General features: G+C 65.1%; 5 protein-coding genes. All 5 read right to left on the reverse strand.

The window, feature by feature from the left end; translation table 11 throughout:
• Positions 1–4: 4 nt before the first annotated feature.
• Complete coding sequence (locus I8J29_RS23455) at positions 5–979, reverse strand: ABC transporter permease (RefSeq protein ID WP_208849882.1); 975 nt, start codon at positions 977–979, stop codon at positions 5–7.
• 109 nt (positions 980–1,088) lie between these two features.
• On the reverse strand, positions 1,089–2,837 hold the full coding sequence (locus tag I8J29_RS23460) for an ABC transporter substrate-binding protein (protein ID WP_208849883.1): 1,749 nt from the start codon (positions 2,835–2,837) through the stop codon (positions 1,089–1,091).
• Between the two features lie 131 nt (positions 2,838–2,968).
• Entirely contained in the window at positions 2,969–4,543 is a 1,575-nt protein-coding gene (locus tag I8J29_RS23465) for a response regulator (RefSeq protein ID WP_240546428.1), read from the reverse strand.
• Positions 4,525–6,384: a sensor histidine kinase gene (locus tag I8J29_RS23470; RefSeq protein ID WP_208849884.1), complete on the reverse strand. Its 1,860-nt coding sequence runs from the start codon at positions 6,382–6,384 to the stop codon at positions 4,525–4,527. Before I8J29_RS23470 ends, I8J29_RS23465 begins: the two co-directional genes overlap by 19 nt.
• The coding region (locus tag I8J29_RS23475; protein ID WP_208849885.1) for a helix-turn-helix transcriptional regulator at positions 6,371–6,826 on the reverse strand (456 nt) is incomplete at its 5' end. The genes I8J29_RS23475 and I8J29_RS23470, both read right to left, overlap by 14 nt.

Genomic DNA, 6,826 nt, shown 5'->3' on the forward strand with positions numbered 1-6,826 from the left:
CTCCTCATATCAGTCTGTCGTCGCCGAAGCGCTTGGCGATCGTGTTGGCGGCGAAGATCAGGGTGATGCTGACGACCGACTTGAAGATGCCGGCGGCGGTCGCGAGCGAGTAGTTGCCGATCTGCAGCCCGTATTTCAGCACGAAGATGTCAATCGTCTGCGACCAGTCGACGACGACGCCGTTGCCGAGCAGGTACTGCACCTCGAAGCCCGCTTCCAGAATCCAGCCGATGTTCATGATCAGCAGGATGATGACGATCGACTTGATCCCCGGCAGCGTCACGTACAGCATTTTCTGGTACCGGTTCGCGCCGTCGATCTCCGCGGCTTCGTACAGCGACGGGTCGATCGACGTGATGGCGGCCAGATAGATGATCGCGTTCCAGCCCACTTCCTTCCAGACATGGGAGGCGCCGACGATGCCCCAGAAGTAATGCGGCATGCTGAGCCACATGATCGGCTCGTGGATGAAGCCGAGCTTCATGAGCAGGACGTTCACGATCCCGCCGTCGACGGACAGCGAATTCGCGACGATGCCCGTGACGATGATCCACGAGAGGAAATGCGGCAGGTACGAGATCGTCTGGATCGCCCGCTTGTACAGCCGGTGCTTGATCTCGTTCAGCAGGATCGCAAACGCGATGGCCGTGACGAAGCCGAGCACCATGTTGATGAAGCTCATCGCGATCGTGTTGCGCAGCACGTTCAGGAACATGTCGTCGCTGAACAGAAACCGGAATTGCTTGAGGCCGACCCATTCCTGCTCGGCGAACGCCTTCGCCGGCTTGTAGTTCTGGAACGCCATCGTCCATCCCCAGATGGGATAGTAGGAAAACAGGACGACGTAGGCCAGAATCGGCAGCGACATGAGCATCAGCTGCTTCTGGCCGCGCATCCGCTTGAAGACGGACGCTTTCGGCACGGATGTTTCCGCGCGGACGGCCGCGCGGGTCCGCACGGCTTTCTCGGCGCTCGCCATGCGATTTTCCCCCTCTCTTCGTCTGAATTGCGGCGCGCGGGAGCGAGCGGCGCAAAGCGCCGGCGATCCGCCGGCGCCTTTCGCCCGGATACGCTCCGCGGGCGCGCGGTTATTGGCTGGCCCAGTTCTCGATGCGCCATTTCAGCTGGTCGTTGATGCGGTCTTCGTACGCCTTCACGTTGATCTTCTTGTACGCGTTCACGTAATCGGTCCATACCGCGTCGAACTGGTCGGCCTTCGACATGATCGCTTTCGGCAAATATTTCAGCGAGGCGTCGGACATCTGCTTGTTCGCGACGGAAGCGTCGGAGCCGTCGATCAGGTCGACCTGCCAAGCCGGGTAATAAACCGGGTTCTCCGGCGCCGGCGAGAAAAAGTCCGTCCACGTCTTGTGGCCGTAGGCCGTCAGCAATTCCTTATCCTGCGGCTTGAGCGAATCGAAGAACTCCTGCGGCTGGGTGCCCGCCGACGTCGCGTTGCCGTCGCTGTAGGTGCCCTCCATCTTCGGCGCGGCGCCGTAGAACGCGTCCGCCTTATTGGCCAGCTTCCAGGTCGGATCCTCCTGCTGCTTGCGCTGCTCCGGCGTGCGGGCGTACTTGCCGTCCGTGCCGACGATGTAGTCGACGCCCTCTTCGCCCCACGACAGCAGCTTCTGGTACTTCTCGTCCATGAGCGCGTCGAGGAACTTGATGATGCGGACCGGATCCTTCGCGTCCTTGCTGATGCCGAAGCCGTTGTTCAAGTTAATGACCGGGCGGTCGAGGTAGTAATCCTTGATGCTGCCCGTATCGTAGACGAGCGGGAAGCCGACGTACGTCTGGCCGATTTTGTTCTGCGAGACGAGCGTGTCTTCGCCCTGCTGGAAGTTCCAGTGCTGGTCGAACATGCCGAGCACGCGGCCCGTGGAAATCTTCGCCAGGTACTGGTCGTAGTTCTGCACGAACGCTTCCTTGTCCATGAGCCCTTCGTTAAACAGGCCGTTCAGCGTCTTGTAGTACTGCTTGGCGATGTCCTTGTCCGCGAAGACCGACGCGACCCCGTCGTCCACGACGACGCCGCCGTCGTTCGGGTGGCCCGACAAGTGCTCCGGCGCGTTCAGCAGCGGGAACGTCCGCCAGTCGTACGCGAGCGACGTGAAGCCGATCGTCGGCTGGCCGTCGATCGTCGGATGCTTCGCCGCGTAATCGCGGATCAGCTTCGTGTAATCGTCGAGCGTCTTCGGCGTCGGATAGCCCGCCTCCTTCAGCACGTCCTTCTGAATCCAGAACGCCGGTCCGGAATAGCCGGTCGCGTGGTATTCGCCGGTGTAGGCGCCGTAATTGGGCAGCCAGTAGATATGGCCGTCGCTGGAGTCCTTCATCCGGTTCCAGTAGGCCGCGTAATGCGCCTTCAGGTTCGGCGCGTACTTCTCGATCAAGTCCTCGAGCGGAATGACCGCGCCCGCCGAGACGAGCTTCGGATCGGCCGTGATGAGGTCCGGGTAGTCGCCGCCGGCGATCATGACGCCGAGCTTCTGCTGCAGGTCCCCGACCAGGAACTCCATGTTGAGCGTCACGCCGAGCTCGTCCTTGATCTTCTTGTAAATCCGGTTGTCCGGCGTCGGCGCCTGGTTCGGCGTGCCGATGAAGGCCGAGATCGTGACCGGCTTCAGATCGTCCGAGGTTGCGGCGGCGTTCCCGCCGTCGCCCGCGGCGTTCGCCGGCTGATCCGCGTTCGCCGTTCCCGGGTCCGCCGCGGCCCCGCTGCCGCTGCCCCCGTTATTGCCGTTGTTGCCATTGCTGCATCCCACGATCGCCAGGCTCAGCGCCAGGACAAGCGACAACGACCCCCAAAGCTTTTTGCTCTTGTAAACCCCCATTTGTGCTCCTCCTTCGGTTATCGATGGTTGGCTTTGCCTCCTCATTATGCGCGAATGTATGCGCTTGCAACATAATCAGATTTAAGCACTTGGCCCCCCTAATTTAAGGTGGGCGAGCCGGAAGCGCGGGTTTACGTCTTGGGCGAAAGCTTGTATTCGGCGGGCTTCATGCCGAGCCGCTTCTCGAACTGCTTCAGGAACTGCTGGTACACCCGGTAGCCGACTGCCTCGGCGGCCGCTCCCGCGGAGGCGTCCGTCTCCCGCAGCAGCCGCTTCGCTTCCGCGATGCGGAGGTCGTGCGCGAAGTCGAGGATGCCCGTGCCGAATTTGCGCGAGAACGACTGCCCCAGGTAGACGGGATGAACGTAGAAGCGCTCCGCGAGCTCCTTGATCGTCAACGGTTCCCGATAATGCGCCCGCAAGTACTCGGCGACCTTCGAAGGCGTGCCGCCGGCCCGCTTCGCCTGCAGCCCGGCGATGACGGCCTGGCTCCGCAGGCAGAATTCGGCGAGCTCCCGCTCGACGTCCGCCAGCTGCGCGCCGCCCGGACCGCGGGCGACGGACGCCGGGACGCCGGGCAGCTCGTCCGGATCGCCCCCGAGCTCCTTGCACAGCACGGCGCAGCGCATGACCGCTTGGGCGGCGAAGATGCCGACCAGCTCCGGCAGCGGCAGCAGCGCCTCGAAGGCGCGGAACGCGCTCCCGACGGCGGCCGCGAGCGCGCCCGGATCGCCGCCCTCCACCGCGTCCAGGATGGCGTCCGCCGCGCGCAGCATCCCCGGGTCGCGCGAGAGCGTGCGGCCGCGGATATCCGCGTAATGGACGACGGCCGCGCCGCCGAAGAACAGGAAGCGGCGCGCCTCCGCCGCGCTTCCGTATGACGCGGCGAGCCCTGCCGGGCGGTCTTCCGCGGAGCCGGCCGCGATGCCGATCCGGCCGCGCGCCTCGGCCCGCAGCGCCGCGAGCAGCCGCTCCGCGAACGCGCGGATCTCCCGCTCGCCTTCGGCCTCGCCGTCCGACGCGAGACCGAGGGCAAGGCCGAACGCGCCCGGCCCGCCGTCGATCGCGTGGCAGGCGCCGCAATCGGCGGCCAGCCGCTGCGCCGCTTCGAAGGCGCGGCCCGTCTCTTCGGGCTCCGTCTCGACGTGCACGTAGACCCAGCGGCCCGCTTCGCCGGACAGGCGGGCCAGCGCCGGGTCCGCCTCCGGCCGCTCGCCGTCGTCCGCGCCGCCGGCGAGCAGGCACGACAGCGCCTCCCGCAGCGCGTGCCGGTCCGCGCCGTCGCGGATCGCCCGGCTCCGCTCCCGGCCGCGCAGCTCCGCCCGCAGCCGGGACAGCACGTCGTCCGCCTCGGCGGGGATGACGGGCTTGGTCAAGTAATGCGACACGCCGAGGCGCATCGCGCGCCGGGCGTAATCGAAATCGTCGTACCCGCTCGTGATGACGAACCGCGTGGACCGGTCGCCCGAACGGCGCGTCTCCTCGATCAGCCCGAGCCCGTCGAGCGCCGGCATGCGGATATCGGTGACGACCAGATCGGGCGCGAAGCCGCGCATGAGCCGAAGCGCCTCCTCGCCGTCCTCGCACGTCGCGCAGACCCGAAAGCCGTGCTTCTCCCAATCGACCAGCAGCTCCAGCCCTTGAATCGCGAGCGGCTCGTCGTCGACCAGCAGCACCTTGTACATGGTCACGCCTCCCTCTTCCATTCCTCCGCCTCCAGCCGGGCGAGCGGGATCTGAAACCCCGCCTCCGTCCCCGTCGCCGGGTCGCTCGTCATCCGGAAGCGGACGGCCCCGCCGTAAAACAGCTCCAGCCGCCGCAGCACGTTGCGGATGCCGACATGCTGGCCGTCCGGCTGCTGCTCGGACCGCACGTCCGTCAGCAGCTGCCGCAGCCGCGCTTCCTCCATGCCGACGCCGTTGTCGGCGATGCGGATGTCGAGCGCGCCGTCCGCCGCGGCCGCCGTCACGCGGATCGTCCGGCTGCCCTTGCGCGCCTGCAGCCCGTGCTTGCACGCGTTCTCGACGAGCGGCTGGATGCTCATGCGCGGAATGCGCAGCGGCAGCGCCCGGGGGTCGACGTCGAACGCGTACTCGAACTGCTGCCCGAAGCGGAATTTCTCGATCTGCAGGTACATCGCGGTGAACTGCAGCTCCTCCTGCAGCGGCACGAGGCCGTCCGCGCGGCTGAGCAGCTGACGCATGAGCACGGACAGGTTCCGGATGATCTCCGTCACGTCCGAATAGCCGTTCTTCGTGCAGACGACGAGCAGCGCGTTCAGCGTATTGAACAGGAAATGCGGGTTCATCTGGCTTTGCAGCATGGACAGCTCGGTGCGCACCCGTTCCAGCTCCAGGCTCTTTTGGCGGATTTCGAGCTTGTAGACGTCGTTGATGAGCGACGTGATCTTCTCGGTCATGACGTTGAAGGTGCGGATGAGGCCGCCGATCTCGTCGCGCCCCTCGTGCATGTCGATGGGGTCGAACCGCTCGTTGCGCACCTTCAGCATGTGCCGGGACAGCTTCTTCACCCGGTAGTGGTACGAGCGGAGAATGACGTAGATGAGCAGGGACGGAATGAACGTGCTGACGACCGCCAACCAAATAATCGAGCGCCGCGCGTCGTTCATCAGGCCGTCGACCCGGCGGGTATCCGCGATGCCGACGAGCTTCCAGCCCTTCACGTAGCCGAAATCCCCGAGCGGCCGCTCCATGGCGTAGCCGGGCCGGGCATGCGCGACGGCTTCGTCCGCGGCGGCATCCGCGGCGGCGTCCGGCTTCGACGGCGTTTGCGGCGTCGTTGGCTGCCCCGGTTGCTGCGCCTGTTGCTGCACTGGCGCGCCGTCGCCGATCGCCACGATTTGATTCCCGTCGTCGATGAGCCGCAGCCGGAGGCTGTCGATTTCCCGGTTCAGAATGGCTTGGATCTTCTCGGGGTTCAAGTCGATCCGCAAATATTTCGTATAGGTTGCGTACGACGCGTACGTGTTCAGCCTGCTGACGACGCTGATCCGGTTGCCGGGACTGAAGCCGCCGCTTTCGTAATAGGATACCACCGTCATGTTGCTCGCCGACCGCTTCAATTCGCCGAGCCACGGCAGGTCGCGTGCGGGGTCGCCGATGACGTGGTAGTTCGCGCCGGTCTGGATCGTCGGATTGTCGGTGTAGACGCGGATCTCCACGATGTTCGGGTAGGACGACATGTAGCGCTTCAGTTTGTCGCGCAGGAAGCCGTCGTACGCGGCGTAATAGTCCACCGGGCTGGCGTAGGCGCGGTCGAGCGCCGCGTAGATCGAATCGTCGCTCGCGATCGAATGGCTGAGCGCGACGCTTTCGTCGATCATGCCGAGCAGCTCGCCGGACGCGCGCTCGATCGATTTGCGCAGGTTATCCTGCTCGCGGACCCGGATGTTCTCCGAGTTCTGGTGGAAGAAGAAGAGATTGATCGTCATGATGGGCAGCAGCACGCAAAGCAGGTAGATCAGGAGGAACTTGGTATTCAGGGGGATGTCGTTTACTTGATGGATAAAAGGTCTACCGGTCCGCATGGCCTTCACCCTTGGTTTTGTTTTTGTAGGCGGACGGCAGCTCGCCCGTGAACGCCTTGAACTTGCCGGTGAAATAATCGGTGTCGTGATACCCGAGCGCGCTTGCGATCGCGGACATCTTCATGTCCGTCCGGCGCAGCAGCTTCCGCGCTTCGTCGATCCGCAGCCGGTGCACGTAATCGTGGAACGGATAGCCCGTCGCCTTCTTGAACTGCTGGCCGAAATAGACGGGGCTGAGGCGGAAGCGCTCCGCGAGCTCCTGCAGCAGAACCTTCTCGCGGAAATGCCCGTTCAAGTACGCGACCGCGTCCGCCACGGCGCCGCCGCAATCCCGGGCCTGCCGGCGCGCCGCGAACGACGCCGCGGCCCGGACGCAGAGCGCCTCGAGCGCCTCGCGGCTCCACGCGGCGCCGTCCGCGCCGTCCGCGGGCAGCAGCGCATG

Origin of the sequence: Paenibacillus artemisiicola, assembly GCF_017652985.1 — a bacterium.
GTDB lineage: Bacteria > Bacillota > Bacilli > Paenibacillales > Paenibacillaceae > Paenibacillus_Z > Paenibacillus_Z artemisiicola.

Excerpts from the sequence above, each read along its gene's own strand:
- I8J29_RS23455 (WP_208849882.1), bottom strand. The coding sequence starts at position 979 with ATGGCGAGCGCCGAGAAAGCCGTGCGGACCCGCGCGGCCGTCCGCGCG.
- I8J29_RS23460 (WP_208849883.1), bottom strand. The coding sequence starts at position 2,837 with ATGGGGGTTTACAAGAGCAAAAAGCTTTGGGGGTCGTTGTCGCTTGTC.
- I8J29_RS23470 (WP_208849884.1), bottom strand. The coding sequence starts at position 6,384 with ATGCGGACCGGTAGACCTTTTATCCATCAAGTAAACGACATCCCCCTG.
- I8J29_RS23465 (WP_240546428.1), bottom strand. The coding sequence starts at position 4,543 with ATGGAAGAGGGAGGCGTGACCATGTACAAGGTGCTGCTGGTCGACGAC.